Origin of the sequence: Bradyrhizobium sp. BR13661 (assembly GCF_029892425.1) — a bacterium.
Lineage (GTDB): Bacteria > Pseudomonadota > Alphaproteobacteria > Rhizobiales > Xanthobacteraceae > Bradyrhizobium.
The window spans coordinates 215,370-237,568 of the sequence record NZ_JARXWB010000011.1 but is presented as its reverse complement, the minus strand read 5'-3'; the positions used below and the strand labels follow the sequence as shown (position 1 = coordinate 237,568).

The window sequence follows — 22,199 nt, the reverse complement described above, 5'->3', positions numbered from 1 at the left end:
CAGATCCAAATTGTTGCGCGGATTTTCATCAGGCTGCAAGCACTTCGCGATTGAGCGGGCCCGTCCGCCCCATTTTCCGATTGCAGATGCGGCTATGCACGCACTCGTGCATATACCGGGCGAGCGAACCTCAGCTCTGCAGCGCCTTGCGGATGATCCGCGCCAGGTCGGATTTGCGATAGGGCTTCGCCAACAGCAGCACGCCTGAATCCAGCCGGCCGTGGTGGATGATCGCGTTCTCGGTATAGCCCGACGTGTAGACCACCCTGAGATCCGGACGCGACTTCAGCACCTCGTCGGCGAGCTGCCGTCCATTCATCTTGCCAGGCATGATCACGTCGGTGAACAGCAGGTCGAACGGTTTGCCACTGTTGACGATCGCGATCGCCTCCGCGGCGTCGGCGGCCTGCAGGGTGACGTAGCCCAGGGAATGCAGCTGTGCCAGCACGTATTCCCGCACAAGCCGGTCGTCCTCAACCACGAGGATGGTCTCATGCCCACCCTCGATCGATGCCGGCATCACGCCCTCGGCGACCGCCGTCGGCGTCTTGCCCGGCGGCAGATACATCTTGATCGTGGTGCCGTGGCCTTCCTCGCTGTAGATCTTGATGTGGCCAGCGGACTGCTTGATGAAACCGTAGACCATCGAGAGGCCGAGGCCGGTGCCCTTGCCCGGACCTTTCGAGGTGAAGAAGGGATCGAATACGCGCGCCAGCATATTGAATGGAATGCCGGTGCCGGTGTCGCTCACCGCGATCAGCACGTAATGACCAGGCGGGACATCGTTGGCGCTGGCATAGACCTCGTCGAGATAGGCCGCGCCCGTCTCCATGATCAGCTTGCCGCCGCCGGCCATCGCGTCACGCGCGTTGAGCGCGAGGTTGAGGATCGCGGTGGTGAGCTGGTTCGGATCGACCACCGCGACGCAGCTCTCGTCCTCGAATACGGATTCGATCTGGATCTGTTCGCCGAGCGTCGGCCGCAGCAGCTTTGCAGTGTCGATGATCAGCGAGTTGATGTCGATCTCGCGCGGTTGCAGCGGCTGCTTGCGGGCAAAGGCGAGCAGGTGCTGGGTCAGCTCGGCGCCGCGCCCGGCCGCCTCGTCGATCATTTTCGTGATCGCGGCAAGGCCGGGATCCTTGGCCACGGCATCGGCCAGGATTTCGATCGTCCCGGTGATGACGGTGAGGATGTTGTTGAAATCGTGCGCCACGCCGCCGGTGAGCTGGCCGACCGCCTCCATCTTCTCGGCATGGCGGATGCGCTCCTCGGACGCGATCTTGTCGGTGAGGTCGCGGTAGAACACGTTGAATAGGACGCCTTCGCGGCGCCGCAGCGCCGTGACGCTCAGTTCGGCCCTGAATTCCTTGCCGTCGCGCCGCCGGACCATCAGCTCGCGCCGGCGGTTGAGCGTCTGGCCCTCGGCGGACTCGAGGAAGCGCGCGAGCCCGGCCTGGACCCTCTCGCGCTCGCTCTCCGCGACGATCAGCTCGACAGCGTTCTTGCCGAGCGCCTCGTCGCGCCGCCAGCCGAACAGCTCCTCGGCCCGCGAGCTCCAGTTCAGGATGGTGCTGCGGTCGTCGGTCTGGACGAAGGCGTCGAGCGCAGTCTCGACGATGTTGCGCGCAAGCTGCTCGCTGTCGCGCAAGGACTCGGCGGCCAGCCTCGCTTCGGTCATGTCGCGACCGACGAAGAAGAATCGCTTGGCCTGGTCCGACCAGTTGCCGAGCCAGGACAGCCAGACCTCGCGGCCGCTCTTGTGGATGCAGCGCGTATCGGCAAGCTTCGGATGCCCGCCGCGCCGAAGCTCGCGCATCTCCTCGCGGGATTGCTCCAGGTGGGCGGGATGGATGAAATCGACGCCGCTGCGTCCGACCATTTCCTCCGGCTTGTAGCCGAGCACGGCCTCGCTGCTCGGGCTGATCTGGACCAGGCGGCCGCGCGAATCCATGATCATGATCAGGTCTTCGGAGGCGTCGAACAGCTGCCGACGCTCCTCGAGCTGCTGCTGCAGCGCGCGCTCGGTTCGCCGAGCATCGGTCAGTCGGCGTGCCGTGCCTGATGCGCCGATGATCTTGCCTGCAGCGTCCCGGATTGGCGACAGGCTCACCGAAATTTCGACCGGAGTGCCATCCCTGCGCACGCGCACGGTCTCGAAATGCTCGATCCGATCGCCGCGCGCGATCCGTTGCAGGTAGTCCTTGCCCTCCTGGCTGCGGTCGGCCGGCAGGAGGATCGAGGTCGGCTGCCCGACCGCCTCCTCGGCCGAATAGCCGTAAAGACGTTCGGCCGCCGAGTTCCATCCGATGATGGTGCCGTCAAGGGTCTGCATGACGATCGAATCGTCGGAGGATTCGACCGCGGCGCTGAACAGGCGCTCGCGCACGGCGAGCTGATCGCGCGCGGTCTCTGTTCGTCGCCGCTCCTCGATCTCATGCTCCAGCGCCGACGTCTTGGCCTTGGTCTCCTCGACCATGTGAGCGAAGGCGCGCGCCAGCATGCCCGTCTCGCCCCCGGCGTCGATCGGGATCACGGCGGGCTTGCCGCGTCCGATCGCCTCGACAGCTCTGGTCAGGCGTCCGATCGGCCGGGTCAGCGACTGCGCCAGCAGCCAGGCGAGCGCGGCGGCGCCCAGCACCGCGATGATGCCGATGGTCAGGCTGCTCCGCTCGATGGCGAAGGCGGGCGCCATGAAGACGGCGTAAGGGACGACTCGGATGATGCCGACCCATTGCCCATCGGCCAGGATCGCGGGCGCGATTACGGTGCCGCTCGGCCTGCCGTCGCTCGCAGGCACGATTTGGGTGGCGCTCTGCGTCGATCCGATGACATGAGCGAAATAAGGGAAGTCATCCTGCCAGCGGGTCGGGGTGCCCAGTTGCGAGCCGAACTCGCGGGTGCGGTCCGGGTGTACGATGTAATCGCCGTTGCGGCCGACGACATAGACCTGCTCGCCGGGCCGGGTCGTGATGCGAATACGGTCGAACACCTGGCGCATGTCGACGTTGATGACGACAATGCCGAACAGCCGGTGGTCGGGTCCGTATAGCGGTGTCGCGACGCGCAATGTCGGGACATAGGGCATCTGGATCGCACGATTCTCGACATTCAGGTCGACCGGCGAGACATAGATCTGGTTTTCGGCGAGCTTGCTCGCTTCCTGGAAGAAGAAGCGATCATCCTTGTTTTGCAAGGCATCGTCGGGAACGATTCGGGCCGAACCGTCCGGGCCGGATCGGTCGACGCGCAGATATTCGACCCCGTCGGCGCTGATGATACGAAACTTAGCGTAAGTCGGGTTTGCCCCGACAAGGGCCACGAGTTGCGTTAGCAATCGCTCCCGCCAGGTCTTCTCGGACAGATGGTCGTCAGGATCGATGCCGTTGTTGAAATGCGCCTCGATCAGGCCGCGCACGGCGGCCCGGGAGCGGAATGTCGCGATATCGGCGCGCGCGCCGCTGGTCTGGGCTTCGAGCTGGGAGGCGAGCAGCCCCGACTGGGTTTCGATGCGGTCGAGCACGCGGGGCAGGAACGCCCGTTCCAGAGTGTAGTGACTGAGCCACCCGATCGCGGAGACAGCGACCACGACCAGCAGAATCATCGCGATGGCCAGTCGGGTTGCGAGCTTCATGTCGGACTTCGTGCCGCGTCGAGAATGGACCCGTATGTTCTACGCGACATCGCTCCCCCCGTCATCGGCTGCCGGAACCGGCATCGATGTGGGGCGGAGATGATGACTGCGCCGCGGTCAGGCAGCGGTCGACCGCCGCCAGCAGCGCGTCGGCCCGGAACGGCTTCTGCAAGCTCGCGATCGCCCCCAGCTTGGTCGCCATTTTCAGGAAATCCGGCTCGGCATAAGTGTCCGGCGTGATCGAGCGGCCGGAAATGACAATGATCGGGATCTGCGGCTGCTGCGCCCGGACGTGGCGCATCGTCTCCAGCCCGTCCATGCCCGGCATGTAGATGTCGAGGAACAGCAGGTCGAACTCGTTGGCCTCGAACAAAGCGAGCCCCTTGCGGCCGTCGCCGGCGGCAGTCACCTGGTGGCCGGCCCGCTCCAACAGCAGGCGGATTGTCAGCTGAACGGCCGGATCGTCATCCACGATCAGGATGTTGGCCACGTCTGAAACCCTCCGGGGTCGAATGGGGTGCCCCGACGACCCAAATCAAAGCTTCAAATGCGAAATTGTTGCGCGGATCGTGCCTGTCCTGCAAGCGCTGTGCGCTTGGCGTCATTGCCTTTTTCCGGCATTTGCCGGAAGCCGATTGGCATCATGAGCCTTACGCACGTTCGCGTGCATAGAGGCGACAGGCTCTTGCCGGGCGTCCCAGCCCCAACCGACATGGGAATTAATTCTCGCCGTAGTTGTACGGGGAGTGGATTTCACCAAGGGTTAAAGGCGCCTCACCACAATCATGACGTTTACAGTACCCCTGTTTGCAACCCGCCTCGCGTTGTCAACATTCGGCAAGCGAGGCTGGCCGAACGACCCACAGCGCGAGACCTCTGATGTTCAAATCGATCGCACACACCGGAATTCGAACCCGGCTGCTGGGTGGCTTCGCGCTGATCTGCATGCTGCTCGCGGCGACCGTCGTCTACACCGTGTTCGTCGTGTCGGACATTTCGGCGCGGATCAAGCAAGTCGTCGACAGGCGCGCGCCGATTGCGATCGCGAGCACGGAGCTCGTCGGCAATCTCTATTCGACGCTCTCGACCCTGCGCGGATATCTTCTGACGGGCGACGAACAGGCCAAGCGCGACCGCGCCGCGGTCTGGGCCGAACTCGATCGCACCGCAGCCGCCGTCGACCGCATGGCTGCGGAATTTTCCGATGCGCGCAGCGAGGCCAATTGGCACGAGGCGAAGGCGTTGATCGCCGAGTTCCGCCAGGCGCAGGATCGGGCGGAGAAGGCGGCCTTCACCCCGTCGGCCTATCCCGCGAGTGACCTGCTCGCCAAGGAAGCCGCGCCGCTGATCGCAAAGATGTTCGCCGAGATCACCGCGATGATCGACGAGGAGGAAGCGCTGGAGGCGACGCCGCAGCGCAAGCACCTGCTGAAGACCTTCGCCGATGTTCGCGGCAATCTCGCCGCAGCGGGCTCGCAATTGCGTCTGTATGTGGCATCCGGAGACACCGCCGACCGTGAGAAGTTCGAGAAGCCGCTCGCCACCTTCCGTACCGCACTTGCCGCGGTCCGAACGCAACAGGATCTGCTGACCGCAACGCAGCGCACTGCCTATCAGGCTATTGCCAAAGCAAACGAGGCCTTCGCGCCGTTGCCGGAGAAGATTTTCGCTATCCGCCAGACGCCGCAATGGAATGCACCCGTCCACATCCTCTCGACTGAGGCCGCTCCCCGGGCGGCACGCATTCTCGATCTCCTCGACGGCCGCAAGGACGCCGACGGCAAGCGCTCGGGCGGTCTCAAGAGTGACCAGCAGTCCAGGCTCGCCGAAGACAGCCACAGCGTAGCCGAGAAAGTCGAGAGGCTACTCCTGCTGCAATGGATCCTGCTCGCTTCCGGGCTGGCGCTTGGGATAACGATCTCGATCCTGGTTGCGCGCTCCATCACCCGTCCTATTGCCGAACTGGTTCGTGATTCTGCGCTGCTCTCCAGCGGCGACACCAGCGTCGAATTCAGAACTGCGCAACGTGGCGACGAGATCGGACGTGTCTCGAAGGCCGTGGCCAAATTCCGCGACAACGTCATCGCTCAACAGCAGGCGGCGGAGAGTCTCGCTCAGGAGGCGGCGGCGCGTCAGGCTATGAACCGCAACACCGAGAGCGCGGTCGAGGAATTCCGGGACACCTCGCGCAACCTGCTCAAGCTGGTCGGCGAGAACGCGGGCACCATGCGGCAGACCGCCGAGAGCCTTGACGGCATCGCGCAGGATGCGACGAGTCAGGCCGCGTCTGCGGCAACGGCCTCCGAGCGGACAGCCGTCAACGTGCAGACCGTCGCCGCGGCTGCAGAAGAGCTCGCCAGCTCCATCGTCGAGATCGGCCGGCAGATCGAATTGTCGAACAAGACCGTGCGATCGGCCGGCGAAGTGACGGCACGCTCCGAGGCCGAGATCGAGGGCCTTGCACAGGCGGCGCAGAGGATCAGCTCGGTAGTCGACCTGATTCAGGCTGTTGCGGCGCAAACCAATCTGCTGGCGCTCAATGCCACGATCGAGGCTGCGCGCGCAGGCGAAGCCGGTCGCGGCTTCGCCGTCGTCGCCTCCGAGGTGAAGGCGCTGGCGGACCAGACCAGCCATGCCACCCAGGAGATCGCCCAGCATATTTCAGCGATCCAAAACTCGACCGGCTCGGCCGTCGCGTCCGTCAAGGAGGTGGCATCGGCGATGCGCCGGATCGACGAGGTGACCGCAGCAATTGCCAGCGCCGTGGAGGAGCAGGGCGCGGCGACGCGAGAAATATCTGAGAATGTGCAGATGGCGGCATCGGGCACGCAGACGCTCGCGACCAGCATCGGCACCGTCTCCGGCGCGATCGCCGAAACCAGCCGCTCGGCCGGTGATGTGATGGGAGCCGCAAACCAGGTCTCGGGAGCATCCGAACGTCTGGCGGCCGAAGTGCAGGCCTTCTTCGTCAAGCTGCGCAACGGTCCGTTGGATCGGCGCAAGGGCAACGATTCCGGCTATCGGGGGCCGGACCGGCGAAGCGGCGCTGAGGCTGCCTGATCCGGGTGGGCTCGTCCGGTTCATCCTCGATAACCGCGATCCACCGGGCATAGCGGCGGTGTTCGCAGGCCTCTTGACCGTGACCATCATTGGGCTCTTTGTCGAAACCTGATCTTCTGCGCGATCGAGCGGAACAAGGTCCAGACAGGGGCACCCATGACCAAGAAGAAAACACCTGATCAGCTTCGCAGCGCGCGCTGGTTCGCGCCTGACGACCTTCGTTCGTTCGGCCACCGCTCCCGCGCCATGCAGATGGGCTACGCCCCGGAGGAGTGGAAGGACCGGCCGTGCATCGCGATCATCAACACCTGGTCGGAGGCGCAGCCCTGCCATATGCACTTCAAGTCGCGCGTCGACGACGTCAAGCGCGGCATCCTGATGGCCGGCGGCTTGCCGGTGGAGTTGCCGGCGCTGTCGCTGTCGGAATCGCTGTTGAAGCCGACCACCATGCTCTATCGCAATCTCTTGGCGATGGAGGCCGAGGAGCTGCTGCGCAGCCATCCCGTCGACGGCGTGGTGCTGATGGGCGGCTGCGACAAGACCACGCCGGCGCTGCTCTTGGGCGCGACCTCGATGAACATCCCGGCGATCTATCTGCCGGCGGGGCCGATGCTGCGCGGCAACTGGAAAGGCAAGACGCTGGGCTCCGGCTCCGACGGCTGGAAATATTGGGACGAGCGCCGCGCCGGAAAGATCTCCGACAAGGACTGGCTCGATATCGAGGCCGGTATCGCCCGCAGCTATGGCACCTGCATGACCATGGGCACGGCCTCGACCATGACCGCGATCGCCGAGGCGATCGGCATGACGCTGCCTGGTGCCTCCTCGATTCCCGCTGCCGATGCCAACCACATCCGCATGGCCTCCGAATGCGGCCGCCGCATCGTCGAGATGGTGTGGGAAGATCTGACGCCGAAGACGATCCAGACCCGGAAAGCCTTCGAGAACGCGATCGCGGTGGCGATGGCGATGGGCTGCTCCACCAATGCGATCATTCATCTGATCGCACAGGCGCGCCGTGCCGGCCAGGACATCGGCCTCGATGATTTCGAGATCGCAAGTCGCAAGGTGCCTGTGATCGCCAATGTCCGTCCGAGCGGCGATGCCTATCTGATGGAGGATTTCTTCTATGCCGGCGGCCTGCCGGCGCTGATGGGCCAGATCAAGCAGCATCTGCATCTCGATTGCATCACGGTGACGGGCAAGACCCTTGGCGAGAACATCGACGGCGCCGAGGTGCACAATGCCGATGTGATCCGTGGCGTCGACAATCCTATCTACAAGGAGGGCGCGCTTGCCGTGCTCAAGGGCAACCTCGCCCCCGACGGCTGCGTCATCAAGCCCTCCGCCTGCGCGCCGCGCTTCCTCAAGCACACCGGCCCTGCGCTGGTGTTCGACGACTATCCCGCGATGAAGAAGGCGGTCGACGATCCCGATCTCGATGTCACCGAAGACCACATCATGATCCTGCGCAATGCAGGGCCGCAGGGCGGTCCGGGCATGCCGGAATGGGGCATGTTGCCGATCCCGACCAAGCTGGTGAAGCAGGGCGTGCGCGACATGGTGCGCATCTCGGATGCGCGCATGAGCGGCACCAGCTACGGCGCCTGCATCCTGCATGTTTCGCCGGAGTCCTATATCGGCGGCCCGCTGGCGCTGGTGCAGAACGGTGACCGCATCACGCTCGACGTCGCCGCGCGCACCATCAACCTCGACGTATCAGAGGCCGAGCTGGAGAAGCGCCGGGCCGCCTGGAAGCAGCCCGAGCGCCGCTTCGAGCGCGGCTATGGCTGGATGTTCACCAGGCACATCAAGCAGGCCAATGACGGCTGCGACTTCGACTTCCTCGAGACCGATTTCGGCGCGCCGATCGGCGAGCCGTCGATTTACTGATGCGGTCGTTCCGGGGCGCGCGAAGCGCGAACCCGGAACCCATTTTACCGCGGTGTGTGCGGCCTGATGGATTCCGGGCTCGCGCTCCGCGCGCCCCGGAATGACGAGAGAGAACACCATGTCAAAACTCAGCGAAGCCACCCGCAACAAGCTCAAAGCCGTCTCCACCGCCACCGTCGCCACCGCACTCTTCAAGCGCGGCCTGCGCATCCAGATGATCCAGGATGTTCATCCGCTCGGTGCGGACCAGCCGACCATGGTCGGCGAGGCCTTCACGCTGCGCTACATGCCGGCGCGCGAGGATCTCAACACCATCGACGTGTTCAAGGACCGCTCGCATCCGCAGCGCAAGGCGGTCGAGGATTGCCCGCCGGGCAGCGTCCTGGTGATGGACAGCCGCAAGGACGCGCGCGCGGCCTCTGCCGGCGCGATCCTGGTGACGCGGTTGATGAAGCGCGGCGTCGCCGGTGTTGTCACCGACGGCGGTTTTCGCGATTCCGCCGAGATCGCCAAGCTCGGCATCCCCGCCTACCATCATCGCCCGTCAGCGCCGACCAATCTGACGCTGCATCAGGCGATCGAGATCAACGTTCCCATCGGTTGCGGCGATGCGCCGGTGTTTCCCGGCGACGTCATTCTCGGCGATGCCGACGGCGTCATCGTGATCCCCGCGCATCTTGCCGACGAGATCGCCAACGAGACCGTCGAGATGACGGCCTTCGAGGATTTCGTCACCGAGGAAGTCGGCAAGGGCCGCGGCATTTTCGGTCTCTATCCCGCGACCGACCCGCAGACGCTCACGGATTTTGCGGAGTGGCGGAAGAAGAACGGGAGGTAGTTCCTTCGCCTCTCCCCGCAAGCGGGGCGAGGGAGAAGATCACGCCTCCGCCATCCCCGTTGCCCACAGCGCGAACGCATAGACGATCGCGACTTCATCGAGCCGGTCGAACCGGCCCGAGGCGCCGCCGTGGCCGGCGCCCATGTTGGTGCGCAGCAGAACCGGGCCGCCGCCGGTCATGGTCGCGCGCAGGCGGGCGATCCATTTGGCGGGCTCCCAATAGGTGACGCGCGGATCGGTCAAGCCGCCCATCGCCAAAATCGCGGGATAGTCCTTGGCCGCGACATTGTCGTAGGGCGAGTAGGACAGGATGGTGCGGAAATCCTTTTCGCTCTCGATCGGGTTGCCCCATTCGGGCCATTCCGGCGGCGTCAGCGGCAGCGTGTCGTCAAGCATGGTGTTGAGCACGTCGACGAACGGCACTTCGGCGACGATGCCGGCGAACAGTTCGCCGGCACGGTTTGCGACCGCGCCCATCAGCATGCCGCCGGCCGATCCGCCATGGCCGACGATGCGCTTGGCGCCGGTATATTTCGCAGCGATCAGCGCACGCGCGCTGGCAGAAAAATCGTCGAACGAGTTCGTCTTCTTCTCGCGCTTGCCGTCGAGATACCAGCCCCAGCCCTTGTCGGCGCCGCCGCGGATATGGGCGATGGCGTAGACGAAGCCGCGATCGACCAGCGACAGGCGGTTGGCGTTGAACGAGGCCGGCATCGCCATGCCGTAGGAGCCGTAGCCGTAGAGCAGCAGCGGCGCTGTGCCATCCAGCTTCAGCCCGCGGCGATACAGGATCGAGACCGGCACCTCGGCGCCATCCTGCGCCTTCGCCATGATGCGGGTGGTGACATAGTCGGCAGCGATGTGCCCGGACGGGATCTCCTGGCGCTTGCGAAGCACGCGCGTCCGCTTCGCCATGTCATAGTCATAGACCTCGGACGGCGTCGTCATCGACGAATAGGCAAAGCGCAAATTCGTGGTGTCGAATTCGTAGGAACCCATCGTGTCGAGCGAGTAGGCGGCCTCGTCGAAGGCGATCGCATGCTCCTCCCTGGTGGCCAGATCGCGGATCACGATCGACGGCAGCGCGTTGGCGCGCTCCAACCGCACCAGATGGCCGGCATAGAGATCGAGGTCGATGATGTAGATACCCGGGCGATAGGGAATCAGGTCGCGCCAGTTCTTCCGCTCGGGCGCGGCAAGTGGTGTGGTCACGATCTTGAAGTCGATGGCGTCGTCGGCATTGGTGAGGATGAATAGCTCGTCGCCGCGATCGGCGAGCGAATACTGCACGCCCTCTTCGCGAGCTGCGACGAGGCGCGGTGGAGCCTCGGGATTGGAAAGGTCGATCAGCCGCTGCTCTGACGTCTCGTGGTCGCCGCCGGCGATCACGCAGAAGCGGCCGCTGGTGCTTTCGTGCAGATGGGTGAACCAGCCTGAATCCTGCTCCTCATAGACCAGCGTATCGTCGGCCTGCCTGGTGCCGAGCCTGTGTCGCCACACCTGCATGGGGCGGTGATTGTCGTCGAGCTTCACATAGAAGAAGCTTTTGCAGTCCGCGGCCCAGACCACGCCGCCATCGGTCTCCTCGACGATATCGTCGAGATCCTGACCGCTCGCCCAGTCGCGGACGCGGATCGTGAAATATTCCGATCCCTTGGTGTCCGCGCTCCAGGCCTGCAGCTTGTGATCGTCCGAGTGGCGGCTGCCGCCGAACTTGAAATATTTGTGGTCTTTTGCCAGCGCGTCGCCGTCGAGCACGATATGCTCGACGCCGCCATCGCGCGGCATGCGGCCGAACAGTTCGTGCTGCCCGCCCTCCCGAAATCTGCGGAAATAGGCGAACGGCCCGTCCGGCGACGGCACGCTGGAATCGTCCTCCTTGATGCGTCCGCGCATCTCGCGCACCAGCGTCTTCTGCAAGGCGGCGGTGTGGCCGAGCAGGCTCTCGGTGTAGCCGTTCTCCTCATCCAGATATTTGCGGATGTCGGGGTCGAGCACTTTTGGGTCGCGCAGCACCTCCTGCCATTTTGCGTCCTTCAGCCAGGCATAGTCGTCGGTCACGGTGATGCCGTGGTGGGTGAAGGTGTGCGGCCGCCGCGGGGCCGTTGGAGCCAAAGAAAGTCTCTTTGTCGGTAACTCTGTCACGCGGTCCTCGTTCGGTCTGCAGTCCTATTTGCGGTCCTTTATATCGGTTTGTACATGTGGATTGCCAAGGTGCGGCAGGCAGTCGTCTCCCGCAGGGGTTGTCGAAATCCGCCTTGTGTGGTTAGGGTGCGCCCCGGAAAATATAAATGCTCTTCAACTCCTATCTGTTCATTTTCTTGTTTCTGCCCGTCGTCCTGCTCGGCTATTTTGCGCTCGGCCGGCGTGGCAGTGTCGCGCCCGTGGTGTGGCTGGCGCTCTGCTCGCTCGCCTTCTATTCTTTCAGCAACTGGCAGTTCGTTCCGCTTCTCGTCGCCTCGATCGCGTTCAATTATGTTGTCGGCCTGTTTCTAATTGTCCGAAAACTCGGTCCGCGCGCCCGCCGAGTGATACTGACTATCGGTGTCGTTGGCGATCTCGTTGTGCTCGGCATATTCAAATATGCAGGTTTCATCGTCGTAAACCTGAACGCAATCTTCGCCACCGGCATCTCGATCGCTATCCTCCTGCCGGTTGGTATCTCCTTCTACACGTTCACGCAGATCGCCTTCCTGGTCGATGCCTATCGCGGCAGTGTCGCGCGTTATGCGCTGCCGCATTATGCGCTGTTCGTGACATATTTTCCGCACCTGATCGCGGGTCCTATTCTGCACCACAAGGACATGCTTCCGCAGTTCGAACGGAGCGAGACCAAGCGCGCCAATCCGCACCTGATCCTCTGCGGCCTGATCATCTTCTCGATTGGCCTGTTCAAGAAAACCTGTCTCGCCGACGGAATACAGCCGCTGGTATCGCTCGCCTTCGACCCATCGACGCCGTCGTTCGATCAGGCCTGGATCGGTGCCCTTGCCTATACTTTCCAGCTCTATTTCGACTTCTCCGGCTATTCCGATATGGCGGTCGGAATTTCGCTGATGTTTGGCATCTTTCTACCGATCAATTTCAACTCTCCCTACAAGGCAAGAAGCATCATCGATTTCTGGCGTCGCTGGCACATGACGTTGTCGCAATTCCTGCGTGACTATCTCTATGTCCCGCTCGGCGGCAACCGTCGTGGGCCACTGCTTCGCTATGTCAATCTGATGGTCACCATGCTGCTTGGCGGCCTCTGGCACGGTGCAGCCTGGACGTTCGTCGCGTGGGGCGCGTTGCACGGCGCCTATCTCTGCATCAATCATGCGTGGAACCGTTTCGGCCCGAACATTTCGCCACGGCTTGCCCCGTTGGGCGATATTGTCGCGTTGCTCCTGACCTTTGTCGCAGTCGTTGTCGCCTGGGTGTTTTTCCGCGCCGATACCGTCGACTCAGCGCTGACTATCCTGACGAGGATGGCCGATCCCTCCCGCATCGTGTTCGGTCGCGGCGAGATCGCCGATTCGGGCATTATCGTGCTTTATGCGGCGCTGGCCTGGTTTGCGCCGAACACTCAGGAGATCATGGGCTACGACCACGCCCATCGCCGCGTGGGTGGGAGGTTGACGGTATGGCGGTTGCGGCCGCTGTTTCTCTATGCAACCGCTGCCGTGCTGGCATTCGGGATTCTGGGAATCCAGTCGCACAGCGAATTCATCTATTTCAGGTTCTGATCGTCCATGTCGGTCAGAAATCTCGTTCAATTTGTCTGCGCTGCCGTGGCCGTCATGCTGATGTCCGTAGGATGCAATTTCGTCGTCGATCCCCTGCAATTGTTCCGACCGGCGAATTTCTACAAGCCGATGTATTCCAACGACAGCCGCATGCAGAACGCTGGCCTGATCCGCAGCCAGACGTTCGACACGGTGTTCATGGGTACGTCGCTCGCGATCCATTTCCGGCAGAGCGACATCGATCGCATCGTCGGCGGGCGTTCGCTGAAATTGTCCATGACGGGGTCGACGTCGCACGAGCAGAGCTTTGTGCTTGCCGCGGCCCTGGCGCGGCATCCGAAGCGTGTTATCTGGGAGGTCGACGACTGGATCTTCCGCGACGCGCCGGAAGTTGATGCGGACATTTATCTGCCGGTCAATCTCTATCGTCGGAATCCGAGGGGTATTGCGGAGTACCTTTTCAACGGCGTCATAGCGCGGGAGTCGGCGTGGATGCTGGTGCGATCGACCCCGCTGCTAGCGCCGGTCGCGACGAGGGTCCCGACAGGCATTGTGTTCAAGTTCCCGATCCCGGATGTGGACGACATCAATGTGCTCGCGCCGACCTTTGACCTCGGGTCCTTCTACAACGCCACGCGCGCGATGGCCGCATTCGCGTCGATCACGAGTCCGGCCCGCCGCGTCCATCTCGCGGACGGTTATAATTTCGATGCGATGATGAAGAACTTTGAGCGCGACGCCATCGGCCTGATCCAGGCCAATCCGGAGGTACAGTTCGATATCTACCTCCCGCCCTATTCGATCTTGCAATTCGTCGCCATGCGCGATGCCTCCCCGGCGACGCTGAAGATCGTCTATGACTTCACGGCTTTCGTCACGCAGCGCCTGACGCAGCTACCCAATGTGCGTCTGCACGATTTCCGAGCGATCAAGGAAGTGACGCACGACTTAAGCAATTACGGCGACGTCATCCATCATTCGCCGGTGGTGGATGCGAAGGTGCTGGAGTGGCTCGCGAGCGGGGAATATCGGGTTGATCCGAACAAGCCGCTCGCCTCGCTGGATGCGCTGAAGGCGCAGGTCGAAGCGTATCGCGTGCCGCAACCGTAGCCAAACACTCCGCCGTCGTCCCGGCTTTCGCCGGGACGACAACTGAGAATTTACGCCCCGACCTGCTCGCCGAGATACGACACCGCCGCTTCGAGCCCGCCTTTGCCGTGCGGGATCTTCAGCGCGTTGAGGCCGACCTCGATGACGCCAAGCGTGCCAAGCAGCATCGGTGCGTTGACATGGCCCATATGGGCGATGCGGAAGGCCTGGCCCGAGAGATCGCCGATGCCGGTGCCGAGCACGACCCCGCACTTCTCCTTGCAGTAGCGTTGCAGCACCGCTGGATCGTGGCCGGTGGTCATGGTCACCGTGGTCACGGTGTTGGAGCGTTCATGCGGCTCGGCGACGTTGAAGCCGAGCACCTGGCCTTCCGTCCATGCACCGACGGCGCGGCGCGTGGCCTCGCCGAGCAGCGCGTGGCGGCGGAAGGCGTTCTCCAGCCCTTCCTCGTGAATGAGGTCGATCGCCTTGCGCAGCGCGAACAACAGATGCACCGGCGCGGTCCCGGCATATTTGCGATAATTCTCGGTGCCCTCGCGCTCGCTCCAGCTCCAATAGGGCGTCGACATGTTCGCCTTCTTGTGCACCTCCTGCGCGCGGGCGCTGGCGGCCACGAAGCCGAGACCGGGCGGTGTCATCAGGCCCTTCTGCGAGCCGCACATCGCGACGTCGACACCCCATTTGTCCATCTGGAACGGCATGCAGCCGAGCGAAGCGACAGTGTCGACCATGTACAGCGCGGGATGGCCGGCCGCCTTGATCGCCTTGCCGATCGCCTCGATGTCGTTCTGAACGCCCGAGGCGGTGTCGATCTGCACGACGACGACGGCCTTGATCTTGTGCTCGGTGTCGCGGCGCAGGCGCTCCTCGACCTCATGCGGCCGCACCGCGCGGCGCCAGTCGCCCTTGAGAACCTCGACCTCGGCGCCCATCAAGGCTGCCGCATTGCCCCAGCCGATCGCGAAGCGTCCGCTCTCCAGCACCAGCACCTTGTCACCGCGCGACAGCACGTTGCTCAGCGCCGCTTCCCAGGCGCCGTGGCCGTTGGCGATGTAGATGTAGGATTTGCCCTTGGTCGCAAACAGGCTCGAAATGTCGCGGAGCAGGCTTTCGGTGAGGTCGAGCATCTCCTTGGAGTAGATGTCGATCGCCGGACGATGCATCGCCTGCAGCACGGCGTCGGGCATCGTGGTGGGCCCGGGGATGGCCAGAAATTCCCGGCCCGCGCGAACGGTCATTGCTATCTTCCTTGTGTCGTGAAGACTGTCTGGTGGGTGACTGATTTGCTCTTCTACGCGGCCGGAGGCCTTGAGAAAAGCACGTAAAATGCAGGTCTGAGCGCCCCTAGCGTTTGGTCTCCCGGCAGCCGGCGGCCTCCGCCTCCTCGACCGAGCAGAACCAGCGGGTGCCCTTGCTGATCTTCATCTTGATCTGGGCGTACCAGCGGCTGGTTGGCTGGTGGTAGATGCACTCGCCGGATGAGTTGACGTTGCCCTTGATGGTGCAGTCCGGCGAGGGCGCGACCGGCCCCGAGGCCGAGGCGAGCAGCACCGAATGGGCGCCTTCCGGCGGCTTGGTGGCGCCCAGGATCGCGGTCTTCTTGTTGCGCACGCGCCAGTCCCAGGGCGCGATGAAGGCGCCCTGCCACATCCCGGCCTTGGCCTCGCGCGCGGCAGCTTCGTCCGCCTCGTAGTCCTTCGAGAGGCGAACATAGGCCAGCGCCCAGCCGCTGCGCACCAGCCATTTCTGGATGTCCTCGCCGCCGACCTCGCAGCGCGCCACGGTGCGGCCGCGCCGGTCGATCGAACGAGCATGGCAGAGCCAGGTCTTGCCCTCGGTGTATTTGGCGAGCTCGTCGCGCGCGGCGGCGCCGCAGGTCCAGCGCTCGCTCTTGGTGTTGAGGCAGAGCTGGTCGGCCGACGGCGCGTCGATGCCGCCGAGCCGGATCCGCGTGGTACCGATCACGACGGAATCACCATCGCGGACCTTCGCGGTGCCGGTGATATCGGCCGCCTGCGCCAGCGAGGGGATGGCGAGCAAAGACAGCGCAATCAGGAATTTTCGCAACATGCCGGTCCGCATTGTCTGGGAACACCTTGATAAGCCGCGCAATTGTGGTCGCCTTTGGGCCTTGCGGCCAGCCTATGCCTCACAGAGGACTTTCAACTTCCCGTCATTGGTCGAACACCGCTCGTGTCCCGGACGCGCTGCAGCGTGAAACGCTGCTGCGCAGAGTCGGGACCCAGAAAGCGACACGGAGCGCCCGGCGACATGGGCCCCGGCTCTGCAGCGCACCGCTGAAGAAGCGCTGCCATAGCGCGTCAAAGACGCGCGTAGACGCGCTGATGGCGTCCGGGGCACGCGTGCGACCATCTCACCCCCGCACCATCGCGCGCTTCGCCAGCGCCAGTCCCATCAGCACGAACGCCGACGTCACCTCCGGTCCGCCGACCAGAATCCGCGTCGGGGTCTTCATCTTGTTCCATTCATAGGCGCGGAACGGTCCGCGGCGGCCGCCTTCACCGACCGCGGCGACGATCACGTTCAGCGCCGGTGCGAAGGCGCGCGGATCGGCACCGAGATGGCCGAGCGCGATCAGGGCCAGCGCCGCATCGAACACGTTCATCTCCGCGGCCATCAGCTCGCCCTTGACATAGGAGAGCACGCGATGGCGGATGAAATCGAAATCGCCGTCGGGATCGATGGCGGCCTGCGCCGCCAGCGGCAGCGCCAGGAAGGCCGCGTAGCAGCGGCCGAAATAGGCGCTGTAGAGCTCCGGCAGATAATAGATGTGCGAGCGGGGATTGGCGAAGGCACCGCTCGCCGCCAGCCGCTTCTGGAAGCCGATGATCCGATGCACGGTGGCAAGCCGCGACGGCGTCTCCAGAATCTTCCAGCGCGCCAGATTGCGAAAGCTCACCTCGAGAATGTCGAGATTGAGCGTCGGATCGAGATCGTTGCCGTAGGGCCGCTCGCCCTTGAGGTTGTCGATCCAGGTCGCGACGCCGCCCTCGTAGTCGATATTGTCGTTCAGCGGCACCGTCACCCGCAGCTCGTTGACGCCGGCTTGCACCTGGTAGCCGGAATAGAAATCCAGGAGCGGCTGGTCGATGATCGGATCGGTGCAGCCGGCCTGCGTCGCAGCCGAGATCGAGCATGCGGTGGTGTCGCAGTCGGGCACGTAGACGCCGAAGCCGAGGTCCTGCTTGATCTGGGCGAAATAGCGCGAAAAGCGCGGATGCGGCGCGGGCGCGAGCGCGGTGATGACATTGAAGCGCGCACCGCCCGCGCCCTCGACTTCCTCGCGGCTGATGTTGACGCAGAAATCGACCATGTCGGCGATGGCGCGTTCGGCCGAGGTCTTGTCTGCAGGCGAAGCCAGCCCGGTCTCGACATAGCTGAGCAGCGCCTCGATGAAGAACGCATCGTAATAGGCCGAGCGATGGCGGATCTGCACCGGCTCCCACATCGGCTCGGCAATCCCGCGCCAGGGCGGATTGACCACGGCGCGCGCGGGCGAACGCGCGATGAAGACGCGGGCGAGATTGAACAGCAATGACGAGTTCTTGTAGCCGCGTGCATTCAGCCCCGTGAGCGCCATGATCAACTCGCGCCCGCGAAAATCGGGGTCGCCGATCAGGTTGAAGGCGGCGTAGGTCGGCAGGAAACCGTTTCTGTTGTAGGAGCCGAGCAGATGCTGCGCGCAGTCGCGGATCACGCCGTCGATCTGCGCCTGCGGCGGAGCCGAGCCGGTGAACATCGCCGGTGGCGGCTTGGGGTGGTCGAGTGCGATGGTGTCAACGAGATCGGCGACGGGCCCGCCGATCGCGGCCCAGTCGGGCTCGGCGTCGTCGCGGGCGCGCAACAGGGCCGCGCGCAGCCGGTTCAGCTTGGCTTCGTCCCGCAACTCGCTCAGGCCGGCACGTCGCAGCAGCATCCGCAGCGCGGGATTGCCGAGTGCGGTCTTGTAGAATTTCGCCAGATGCGGATCGCCGCTGGCAGGGCCCGACAAAACGGGGTCGCAGACGTCATAAAGGGAAGGGCCGTCTTTCTGGGCCGTCAGCGCCCGGCACGCGGCACCTGCGAAATAATGAAAGCTCATGAAATACCTGGTGGCGGGGGACTTTTGCGGAGGCCTGGCTGGGGACCCGCCCCCGCAAGTCTTTGAAAAAGCTACCCGGATTCGCGAGAAATACAAATGTGATGGACATCACAAAAAATCCCGGCATGAGGGCTGCGTGATCGACCCCCGGAAGGTTACGGAGTTGTGAAAAACCGGGGACTTAAGGCGGGCTAATTAACTAATATGTTCAGTAACTTAGATCAAATTTTGGTCGATCTATTGCGGGGCAGGCGATCTCGGGTTAAGGGTTTGTTTGGTGCGGTGCCGCAAATAACGCGCAATTCGGGGGCACTCCCCGGCCAATCCCTCAAACCTAAAGACGCCATCGCGCTACTCAACCAGTGTGCGCACGCTTGGCAGGTCTTTGGCACTGACAGGAATGAAGCGAGATGGATTTAAGGCAGCTCGACATGTCCCGACGTTCGATCGCGCTCGCCGCAGCCCTCATCGGCACGGTGTCGCTGGCGATTGGCGCCCATGCTGCGCTCAACATGCGTGCGCTCGACGCTGCCAAGGCCGTTTCGACCGACCAGGTCACGGGCTCGGTGAGCCAGACCTCGCGTCTCGCGCTCGTCATCGGCAATGGTCATTATCCCGACGCCAGCGCGCCGCTGACGCAGTCGATCAACGATGCGCGCGCGCTGTCGTCGTCGCTGCGCAAGAACGGTTTTGACGTCGACATGGTGGAGGACGCCAGCAAGGACGACATGGTCCGCGCCGTCAACCGCCTGAAGTCCCGCATCAAGCGCGACAGCGTCGTCATGCTGTTCTTCGGTGGCTATGGTGTGCAGGCCGGCCGCGAGAGCTACATGCTTCCGGTCGATGCCGTGATCTGGAAGGAAAGCGACGTCCGCCGTCAGGGCGTCTCGATCGAAGGCGTGCTCGAGATGATGAAGGAGCAGGGCGCCAAGGCCAAGCTCGTCGTCGTCGATGCGTCGCGCCGTAACCCTTACGAGCGCCGCTTCCGCTCCTATTCACACGGTCTCGCGCCGATCGGTACGCCCGACAACGCGCTGATCCTCTCCTCGGCTTCGCCTGGCAAGGTCGTTGACGACGGCAAGGGCGAGCATTCCACGCTGGTCGGCGAGCTCCTCAACCATCTCAATGCGCAGGGCACCGCCGAGAGCGTCTTCAACAAGACCCGCGTCGCCATCTCCCGCGCCAGCGAAGGCGACCAGGTCCCGACGGTGTCCTCGTCGCTGCTCGAGGATGTCAATTTCAGCGAAGCCGGCGGTTAGTTTTTCTTAGATCTTGCGAAGTCTCGTGCCCCGGACGCGGCGCATCATGCAATGATGCGACGCTGAGCCGGGGCCCATTCTTTTGAGCCTCTCGTTCGGTGAGAGATGGGTCCCGGCTCTGCGCAGCAGCGTTTCACGCTGCGGCGCGTCCGGGACACAGGTGGCCTGCTACTTCGCAGCTTCCGCGGCCATCACCGGGCGCACCGGATCGCCTTCGCGCAAGAGCGCGCCGGCGCGGGCGACGACGATATCGCCCTCGTTGAGGCCGTCGCGGACCTCGATATTGCCGCCCGACATCAACCCGATCTCGACACGCTTGGTCTCGACGCGATTGCGCCGGATCACCTGCACCACCGTTCCGGCGGATGAATATTGAACCGCGGTCAGCGGCACCGCGACGTTGCAGCTCTGCCCGGTCTTGATCAGTGCGCGACCGCTCGCGTTGATCAGCAGGCGCTTCTGCGAGGTCATGCCGATATAGACGAAGCCCTGCTGAATGTTCGCCTCGACGGTCGGACCGATGCGGCGCACCTTGGCGTCGATATCGCCGGCGCCGGGAATGCGGACCGTGACGGGCTGATTGACCGCGAGCTTTCGCACATCGTTGGTCGCGACCAGGCCGACGAGGTCATATTCGCTGCGCGCCACGATCGTGAACAGTGCCTCGCCCTTGGCTGAAGCGAAGTTGCCGATCTGCGCGGTCGATGTGGCGATGACGCCGGCGACGGGCGCGGTGACCTGCAGCGTGCCGCCTTCCGGTAGGGCCAGTCGCGCCATCACTTGGCCGGCCGTCGTGGTGTCACCGGCTTCGGCCAGCACTTCCGTGACCTTCAGCCCCGGGCGTTCGGGCCGCACCGAGGTCTCCTCGCGCGCGATGATGTTGCCGGTGGCTTCGACGATGTCCGAGAAGCAGGATTTTGCCGCCTTCAGCACCGTGACTGCCGGCCCCTTGGGCGCGGCGTCGTCATCGGCCGCGCGCAACGGCTGGGCGGAGAGCAGCGCCAGGCCCGCGAGGGCAATGAAGGTCTGGGAAAGGGAACGCGCAGGCAATGAACGCATCGGATATTCCGGTTGGCCGCAGGGATCCACGAGCCGTTTATCGATAGCAGAAGCGCTGGCGGCGGGCCATGGGCTGACCGGACGAGAAATGCCGCAGCAACGCCGGCGGCACAATGCCACCTGTTGGATTGGTCGCTGCAAGGGCGAAGAGGTTCGCGCTTACCCTCCCCTGGAGGGGGAGGGTCGGCTCACATGGAGCGCAGCGAAATGTGAGACGGGGTGGGGTGACGGTCCCTCCACATCCAACAGTGCCCGTGCGGAGAGATCACCCCACCCCGCTCGCGCTGCGCGCGATCGACCCTCCCCCTCCAGGGGAGGGTAAGAGGACTCAATTCAGCGTCAAGAACTCCACCCAGTTCGGCTTCTTGCCGGTGGGATAGGATTTCAGCTTGCTGAGCGCGCCGCTCGACTGGTCGATGGCGTAGACCGTCATGCCGTCGGACAGCTCGCCCACGGCCGCAAGATAACGGCCGGTCGGATCGATGTTGAAGCCGCGCGGCTGCTTTTCGGTCGGCACGCTGCCGATCGTGGTCAGCATGCCGCTCGACGCATCGACCTTGTAGCCGGTGAGCGTGTTGGTGGTGCGCTCGGAGGCGTAGAGGAAGCGGCCGTCCGGGGTGATGTGGATGTCGGCGGCCCAAGGCTTCTGGCTAGGCTCCTGTCCGTTAAAACCTTCCGGCAGCGCCGTGGTGCGCTGGATCTCGCTCCAGGCTCCGCTCCTGGCTTCGTAGCTGTACGCTGCGATTTCGGCGTTCAGTTCGTGGATGAGATAGACGAACTTGCCGTTGGGATGGAACACGAAGTGCCGCGGCCCGGATTTCTCCGGCGTCTTGAGAGGGGGATCGCTCGGCGTCAGCGAGCCGGCAGCGGCATCGAACGCAAAGCTCAGCACCTGGTCGGAACCGAGATTGGTCGCGAACACGTAGCGATTGTCGGGCGAGGGCAGGAAGGCGTGCGCGTTCAGCCCGGTCGGGATCACTTGCTTGGGCTCGCCGACGACGCCGTTCGCAGAAAGCGGATTCAGCGCGACCTTGTTGCCGCCATAGGAGGCGCTGAACAGCACCTTGCCATCGCGGTCGGTCGCGATATTCGCCATGCTGTCGGCAAGCGGTCCGTTGCCGATATGGCTGAGGAGGCCCGTCTTGGGATCGATCGCAAAGCTCACCGCCTGGAACGGCTGCGAGCGGACGCCGGCGATCAGCACTCGGTGGTCCGGCGTGATCGCGAGCGGTGTCGAGGAGCCGGGCTTGTCGACGCCGGTGAAGGCAGCGGTCTGCAGCGGCGTCATCTCGCCGTTGTCCGCGATCTTGAACACGCTGATGTCGTTGGAGTCGGCATTGCCGACATAGGCGAAGGTTTCGGCCATGCCGGCGCGGGCTCCCAGGACGAGGGCAAGAGTGGTGACAAGAGTGGTGAAGAGAGCGGTGGCGATCGCGGCGCGCGGCGATTTCGAGGTGATTTGGCGTGGCGGTCTGATCAAGGGCGTCCTCCTGCGGATGTGGCGTTTGTCGTTTTGCGG

At 63.9% G+C, this 22,199-nt stretch carries 14 protein-coding genes and 1 pseudogene; 7 read left to right on the top strand and 8 right to left on the bottom strand.

Going from position 1 to position 22,199, the window contains the following annotated elements:
* Window positions 1-130: 130 nt before the first annotated feature.
* Window positions 131-3,631, bottom strand: a complete 3,501-nt coding sequence (locus M2427_RS20035) for a PAS domain S-box protein (RefSeq protein WP_280708289.1) — start codon at window positions 3,629-3,631, stop codon at window positions 131-133.
* A 61-nt stretch (window positions 3,632-3,692) separates the two neighbouring features.
* Window positions 3,693-4,121, bottom strand: a complete 429-nt coding sequence (locus M2427_RS20030; RefSeq protein WP_280708288.1) for a response regulator — start codon at window positions 4,119-4,121, stop codon at window positions 3,693-3,695.
* A 389-nt stretch (window positions 4,122-4,510) separates the two neighbouring features.
* Here M2427_RS20030 and M2427_RS20025 point away from each other — a divergent pair, with 389 nt between their 5' ends.
* The 4 genes and pseudogenes from M2427_RS20025 to M2427_RS20010 all read left to right on the top strand — a co-directional run bounded on the left by M2427_RS20025 (window position 4,511) and on the right by M2427_RS20010 (window position 9,422).
* Window positions 4,511-6,691 carry a methyl-accepting chemotaxis protein gene (locus M2427_RS20025; RefSeq protein WP_280708286.1) on the top strand — a complete coding sequence of 727 codons (2,181 nt, stop codon included), beginning with the start codon at window positions 4,511-4,513 and terminating at the stop codon, window positions 6,689-6,691.
* Between the two features lie 4 nt (window positions 6,692-6,695).
* Window positions 6,696-6,835: pseudogene (locus M2427_RS20020) on the top strand (ABC transporter permease); the annotation flags it as partial.
* Window positions 6,836-6,847: 12 nt separating this feature from the next.
* Entirely contained in the window at window positions 6,848-8,584 is a 1,737-nt protein-coding gene (araD, locus tag M2427_RS20015; protein ID WP_280708285.1) for an L-arabinonate dehydratase, read from the top strand.
* 118 nt (window positions 8,585-8,702) lie between these two features.
* On the top strand, window positions 8,703-9,422 hold the full coding sequence (locus M2427_RS20010) for a ribonuclease activity regulator RraA (protein ID WP_280708284.1): 720 nt from the start codon (window positions 8,703-8,705) through the stop codon (window positions 9,420-9,422).
* A 39-nt stretch (window positions 9,423-9,461) separates the two neighbouring features.
* Here M2427_RS20010 and M2427_RS20005 read toward each other — a convergent pair whose 3' ends face one another.
* Window positions 9,462-11,537, bottom strand: a complete 2,076-nt coding sequence (locus M2427_RS20005) for a S9 family peptidase (RefSeq protein WP_280708283.1) — start codon at window positions 11,535-11,537, stop codon at window positions 9,462-9,464.
* A gap of 176 nt (window positions 11,538-11,713) precedes the next feature.
* Here M2427_RS20005 and M2427_RS20000 point away from each other — a divergent pair, with 176 nt between their 5' ends.
* Together M2427_RS20000 and M2427_RS19995 are read left to right on the top strand one after the other, a co-directional pair.
* Entirely contained in the window at window positions 11,714-13,150 is a 1,437-nt protein-coding gene (locus M2427_RS20000) for an MBOAT family protein (RefSeq protein WP_280708281.1), read from the top strand.
* 54 nt (window positions 13,151-13,204) lie between these two features.
* Entirely contained in the window at window positions 13,205-14,260 is a 1,056-nt protein-coding gene (locus M2427_RS19995) for a hypothetical protein (protein ID WP_280708279.1), read from the top strand.
* A gap of 50 nt (window positions 14,261-14,310) precedes the next feature.
* On the opposite strand, the gene M2427_RS19990 is transcribed toward M2427_RS19995, so the two are convergent.
* The 3 genes from M2427_RS19990 to M2427_RS19980 all read right to left on the bottom strand — a co-directional run bounded on the left by M2427_RS19990 (window position 14,311) and on the right by M2427_RS19980 (window position 18,362).
* Window positions 14,311-15,498 carry an aminotransferase class V-fold PLP-dependent enzyme gene (locus M2427_RS19990; protein ID WP_280708278.1) on the bottom strand — a complete coding sequence of 396 codons (1,188 nt, stop codon included), beginning with the start codon at window positions 15,496-15,498 and terminating at the stop codon, window positions 14,311-14,313.
* Between the two features lie 106 nt (window positions 15,499-15,604).
* Window positions 15,605-16,330: a thermonuclease family protein gene (locus M2427_RS19985; RefSeq protein ID WP_280708277.1), complete on the bottom strand. Its 726-nt coding sequence runs from the start codon at window positions 16,328-16,330 to the stop codon at window positions 15,605-15,607.
* Between the two features lie 304 nt (window positions 16,331-16,634).
* Window positions 16,635-18,362, bottom strand: coding sequence for a hypothetical protein (locus M2427_RS19980; RefSeq protein WP_280708276.1), 1,728 nt, complete (start codon window positions 18,360-18,362; stop codon window positions 16,635-16,637).
* Between the two features lie 410 nt (window positions 18,363-18,772).
* Between M2427_RS19980 and M2427_RS19975 the strand changes: the two genes are divergently transcribed.
* Window positions 18,773-19,621 carry a caspase family protein gene (locus M2427_RS19975; protein ID WP_280708275.1) on the top strand — a complete coding sequence of 283 codons (849 nt, stop codon included), beginning with the start codon at window positions 18,773-18,775 and terminating at the stop codon, window positions 19,619-19,621.
* A gap of 168 nt (window positions 19,622-19,789) precedes the next feature.
* On the opposite strand, the gene M2427_RS19970 is transcribed toward M2427_RS19975, so the two are convergent.
* On the bottom strand, window positions 19,790-20,680 hold the full coding sequence (locus M2427_RS19970) for an HlyD family efflux transporter periplasmic adaptor subunit (RefSeq protein ID WP_280708274.1): 891 nt from the start codon (window positions 20,678-20,680) through the stop codon (window positions 19,790-19,792).
* Between the two features lie 328 nt (window positions 20,681-21,008).
* The gene (locus tag M2427_RS19965; RefSeq protein ID WP_280708273.1) at window positions 21,009-22,160 is read right to left on the bottom strand and encodes a beta-propeller fold lactonase family protein; all 1,152 of its coding nucleotides are present in this window, start codon (window positions 22,158-22,160) and stop codon (window positions 21,009-21,011) included.
* Window positions 22,161-22,199 lie beyond the last annotated feature (39 nt).

Coding starts and splice junctions, on each gene's coding strand:
- M2427_RS20035 (WP_280708289.1), bottom strand. CDS start 3,631: ATGAAGCTCGCAACCCGACTGGCCATCGCGATGATTCTGCTGGTCGTG.
- M2427_RS20025 (WP_280708286.1), top strand. CDS start 4,511: ATGTTCAAATCGATCGCACACACCGGAATTCGAACCCGGCTGCTGGGT.
- araD (WP_280708285.1), top strand. CDS start 6,848: ATGACCAAGAAGAAAACACCTGATCAGCTTCGCAGCGCGCGCTGGTTC.
- M2427_RS20010 (WP_280708284.1), top strand. CDS start 8,703: ATGTCAAAACTCAGCGAAGCCACCCGCAACAAGCTCAAAGCCGTCTCC.
- M2427_RS20000 (WP_280708281.1), top strand. CDS start 11,714: ATGCTCTTCAACTCCTATCTGTTCATTTTCTTGTTTCTGCCCGTCGTC.
- M2427_RS19995 (WP_280708279.1), top strand. CDS start 13,205: ATGCTGATGTCCGTAGGATGCAATTTCGTCGTCGATCCCCTGCAATTG.
- M2427_RS19990 (WP_280708278.1), bottom strand. CDS start 15,498: ATGACCGTTCGCGCGGGCCGGGAATTTCTGGCCATCCCCGGGCCCACC.
- M2427_RS19985 (WP_280708277.1), bottom strand. CDS start 16,330: ATGTTGCGAAAATTCCTGATTGCGCTGTCTTTGCTCGCCATCCCCTCG.
- M2427_RS19980 (WP_280708276.1), bottom strand. CDS start 18,362: ATGAGCTTTCATTATTTCGCAGGTGCCGCGTGCCGGGCGCTGACGGCC.
- M2427_RS19975 (WP_280708275.1), top strand. CDS start 18,773: ATGGATTTAAGGCAGCTCGACATGTCCCGACGTTCGATCGCGCTCGCC.
- M2427_RS19970 (WP_280708274.1), bottom strand. CDS start 20,680: ATGCGTTCATTGCCTGCGCGTTCCCTTTCCCAGACCTTCATTGCCCTC.